Source organism: Paraburkholderia podalyriae (assembly GCF_014397785.1).
In the GTDB taxonomy this organism is placed as follows: Bacteria; Pseudomonadota; Gammaproteobacteria; order Burkholderiales; family Burkholderiaceae; genus Paraburkholderia; species Paraburkholderia podalyriae.
The window spans coordinates 1-3,828 of sequence record NZ_VZQQ01000160.1 but is presented as its reverse complement, the minus strand read 5'-3'; the positions used below and the strand labels follow the sequence as shown (position 1 = coordinate 3,828).

Sequence of the window (3,828 nt, the reverse complement as noted above, 5' to 3'; positions counted from 1 at the left end):
CCGCCTCCTCAATCGCGACGCCCTGCGCCCACATCTTCACGGCCTTGCCGCTTGCCACTTCCATCAGTTGATAATCGACAAGGCTCATGTCTCTGTCCCTTCGTCAGCTTCGCTCATCGGCACGGGTGTCAGTGCGCGGCGTATGACCTTAGCGTGAGCCGGTTTTTCCGTTTCGACAACCGGCCCATCACGGGCGTCTTTATCAAGCCGGGTCAATTATTCACCTCCAGCGACCTGTGCCATCGGATCCGAACGAGTTGTCTTGCCGGCCGAAAAGGCCAGTTCATGTCGCTCAGCGCGGGATGTCGGATGACCGCTGTTCCCGAGTAAGCTGCCGTTGCGGTGACGGACCTTCGAACGACGGCCGTGGGTCGCGTGCTGCCGATCGCAGCCTCGCGAGGTTCAAGCAACATATGTCAATTGCATGAGGCGGCGCGCGGCCATCTACGGCCGTTCGTTCGTGCCCTCAGACTGGCACTCAAACGTCGGCTGCGCGCAATTATCGGACCTTCGCCCGCCAATCACACTCGTCGCGTCATCGGCGGCCGTAGTGGACCCGTGCGAATCCGACCATTACGTGCTTCATAGCGGCCGCTCACTGGCATCTCTGGCTCCTCAGCGCGCTAGGGGCGTGTTCACCTGTTCGCGACAGGCACCGCCTGACGCGGTGCGTCAAGCCCTCTGCAGGATGTCCATCGCCTGATTGGCATCCTCCAGCGAGTCGACCGCGAGATAGGCAATGAACTGGGAGCCGAGTACAGCAGCCGACACACCGCGGAGGTTGATTTCCCCGTCTGCCAGCTTCTGGGTCAATTCCGCGACGATCCCCAGCTGGTCCAGCCCCATCACACGGACGGAGTGAAGGCTCGGGGTGACGTTGAACCCCACCTGTGCGGCGGCACGGATCTCGCTGTCCCCCTGCAGCGGTGCGACAAACACGACCCCCTTGCCCGGTGCTTCCGGCGTGCGTCGCGCAACGACGAACTGCAAGTCCGCCCCAGCATCCCGCAGGGCGCTTAATACTGTCGCGAGCCCGCCCGGTTTGTCCTCGATGGTGGCTGCCCAGACATCAACCCGTTCCACAATCAGTTCCATGGCAGTTCCTCCCGCCTGTTACGTCTCAATCAAGAAAATCTACTTCACGAGCGACCGGCGGGCAAGGCCAGCGTGATCGACACGTGGATATTGCGTCCCGTCGATTAACCTGATTAACCGAACCTGCACGTAAAAAGCGGGCCGCGCGTAATCGGGTATGTTGACTCCGCGGACGGCGGAATACGCTGATGGTCGACGCAGGGTATGTTGATGCCGGTCCGCCGCGGAAGTCGATCGCTCACCCGCCTGACTTGGTAACACAGCCGGCCTGGACTTAAATGGGTTCATGCAGTACGTCATCTCAGCGGTTGCCCTGAATGGCAACAGAAAAACATGCTGTCGCGCCGTTTGGCAGTGTCGAGCCCGGAAGGGCCCCGGAATCAAGGAGGAGCTGTCATGTCGCGTAACAAGTCACCGCGCCACGCTACCACCGAGCAACAGACGGTCGACGTCTCCGAGGCGCAGATCGCCGTGCACTGGCCGGAGGAAGACTATTTCCCGCCGCCGACTCCATTCGTTGCCCAGGCCAATCTGGCAGATCCACGTGTGTTCGAACGCTTTTCCCTCGACAACTTCCCCGGGTACTTCAAGGAGTTCGCGGACCTTCTGGACTGGTACAAATACTGGGAGACGACGTTCGACGCCAGCCATCCCCCGTTCTGGCGCTGGTTCGTCGGCGGCAGGATCAACGCGTGTTACAACTGTGTGGATCGCCACCTCCCCAGCTACAGGAACAAGACGGCGATCCATTTCGTGCCCGAGCCGGAGAGTGAAGCGATACAGCACCTCACCTACCAGGAGCTTTTCGTACGCGTCAACGAGTTTGCGGCCCTGCTACGCGATTTCGGTGGCCTGAAGACGGGCGACCGGGTGACCCTGCATATGCCGATGGTCGCGGAGCTCCCCATCACCATGCTCGCCTGCGCCCGGCTCGGTGTGATTCACTCGCAGGTCTTCAGCGGATTCAGTGGAAAGGCGTGCGGCGATCGCGTCGCGGATTCCGGGAGCCGCCTGTTGATCACGATGGACGCCTATTACCGCGCCGGCGAGCTCCTTGATCACAAGGAGAAGGCTGATGCTGCAGTCACGGAGGCCGCCAGCACCGGTCATCCGGTCGACAAGGTTCTGATCTGGCAGCGCTACCCGGGCAGATACTCAAGTCCCACGAAGCTCGTGGATGGACGCGACGTCATCATCAACGAAGTCCTCGGGAAATTCCGTGGCAAACGGGTCGAGCCCGTGCAGATGCCGGCCGAGGCGCCGCTTTTCCTCATGTACACAAGCGGCACCACAGGGCGGCCCAAAGGCTGCCAGCACTCCACCGGTGGCTACCTTGCCTACGTCACGTGGACGTCAAAGTACATCCAGGACATCCATCCCGAAGACGTTTACTGGTGCATGGCCGACATCGGCTGGATCACCGGCCACTCCTACATCGTCTACGGTCCGCTCGCGCTCGCCGCTTCCTCGGTCATGTACGAAGGTGTGCCCGCGTATCCGGACGCGGGACGACCGTGGCGTATCGCTGAAAACCTTGGCGTCAACATCTTCCACACTTCGCCCACGGCAATCCGCGCGCTACGACGCAGCGGACCTGACGAACCCGCGAAATACAACTACCGTTTCAAACACATGACGACCGTTGGTGAACCTATCGAGCCTGAAGTGTGGAAGTGGTACCACGCTGTGGTCGGCAAGGGCGAGGCGGTCATCGTGGACACCTGGTGGCAGACCGAAAACGGCGGATTCCTTTGCAGCACGGTGCCGGCAATCCACAAGATGAAACCCGGCAGCACGGGCCCCGCTATTCCAGGCATTCATCCGGTGATCTACGACGACGAGGGAAAGGAGCTGCCAGGCGGTTCGGGGAAGGCCGGCAACATCTGCATCCGCAACCCCTGGCCCGGATCCTTCCAGACTATCTGGAAGGACCCGGATCGCTACGTCAGCCAGTACTACGCGCGCTATTGCAAGGATCCCGGGAGTAAGGACTGGCGCGACTGGCCGTATATGGCTGGTGATGGCGCGGTGCAGGCACTGGACGGTTACTATCGGATCCTCGGCCGCATTGACGACGTGATCAATGTCGCCGGCCATCGCCTCGGTACCAAGGAAATCGAGTCGGCAGCTCTTCTCGTGTCCGAGGTTGTCGAGGCAGCAGTGGTGCCGGTCGCCGACCCGATAAAAGGCAAGGTGCCTGACCTCTATGTTTCATTGAAACCGGGACTCGCGCCCTCCGTGAAGCTTGCGGATAAAGTCACGGCATCGGTGGTTTCCCAGATCGGCGCCATCGCGCGGCCGCGCCGTGTCGTCATCGTGCCCGATATGCCCAAGACGCGCTCGGGAAAAATCATGCGCCGTGTGCTCGCGGCGATTTCCAGTCATCAGGATCCCGGCGACGTGTCCACCCTCGCCAATCCGGAGATTGTTGAACAGATCAAGGAGCTCGCCAGGTAGCGCAAAGGCGCGCATCGAATGCGCGCCCCAATATATCAATCTGTCATCGGCGGCCCCGGCAAGGAGACGTTAATACCAGCCCGAATATGCCTCCAGCGGGCCAGCTCTTCTAGAGGGTGTTAGGCACTTTTTGTCGGACCTGGTATCCTGGCAGGATGAAAAAACGCAGGCCATACCCAACGGATGTGTCGGACGAAGAATGGTACTTCGCCGCTCCGTACCTGACCTTGATGAACAAGGACGCACCGCAACGCCGTTACGAACTGCGCGAGATGT

Annotated in this window: 2 protein-coding genes and 1 pseudogene; 2 read left to right on the top strand and 1 reads right to left on the bottom strand. The window is 60.9% G+C overall.

Translation table 11 applies throughout. From position 1 onward, the window contains the following. Positions 1-672: 672 nt before the first annotated feature. Complete coding sequence (locus tag F6X42_RS41925) at positions 673-1,095, bottom strand: amino acid-binding protein (protein ID WP_187639629.1); 423 nt, start codon at positions 1,093-1,095, stop codon at positions 673-675. Positions 1,096-1,491: 396 nt separating this feature from the next. Between F6X42_RS41925 and acs the strand changes: the two genes are divergently transcribed. Beyond that, positions 1,492-3,552, top strand: a complete 2,061-nt coding sequence (gene acs, locus F6X42_RS41920) for an acetate--CoA ligase (protein WP_187639628.1) — start codon at positions 1,492-1,494, stop codon at positions 3,550-3,552. A gap of 155 nt (positions 3,553-3,707) precedes the next feature. Beyond that, positions 3,708-3,828: pseudogene (locus F6X42_RS41915) on the top strand (IS5/IS1182 family transposase); the annotation flags it as partial.

Coding starts and splice junctions, on each gene's coding strand:
- F6X42_RS41925 (WP_187639629.1), bottom strand. CDS start 1,095: ATGGAACTGATTGTGGAACGGGTTGATGTCTGGGCAGCCACCATCGAG.
- acs (WP_187639628.1), top strand. CDS start 1,492: ATGTCGCGTAACAAGTCACCGCGCCACGCTACCACCGAGCAACAGACG.